Below are 262 nucleotides of genomic sequence, written 5' to 3'. Positions count from 1 at the left end.
CCCTGCTCCAGGCCGCTGGCTGGCTGGCGCGCCGACAGCGGCAGAAACCCGCCGAGCATCAGCGTCTGCTGGTGCTTACCGACGGCCGTCTGCGCGACTGGCCGGCGCTGCCGGAGGCTGCCTGCCCGAGCCTGCGGGTCGACCTCGAAAGCGGCCCGTTGCGCCTGGGCAAGGCCGAGCGCCTGGCCCGGGATCTGGGGGCCGAGTATCGGCATATCAGCGAATTGAACGAAGTCTGAGGGCGTTTCGGCGAGTCCTGCGG

1 pseudogene is annotated in these 262 nt (G+C 71.0%); it reads left to right on the top strand.

The features are described from left to right. Positions 1-239, top strand: a pseudogene (locus ACLJNW_RS26020) (hypothetical protein); the annotation flags it as partial. Between the last annotated feature and the right edge of the window lie 23 nt (positions 240-262).

The sequence above is a fragment of the Salmonella sp. SAL4457 genome (genome assembly GCF_046548235.1).
Taxonomy (GTDB): Bacteria; Pseudomonadota; Gammaproteobacteria; order Enterobacterales; family Enterobacteriaceae; genus Salmonella; species Salmonella enterica.
The sequence above is the reverse complement of the archived record's forward strand: the minus strand, read 5'-3'. Positions and strand labels throughout refer to the sequence as shown.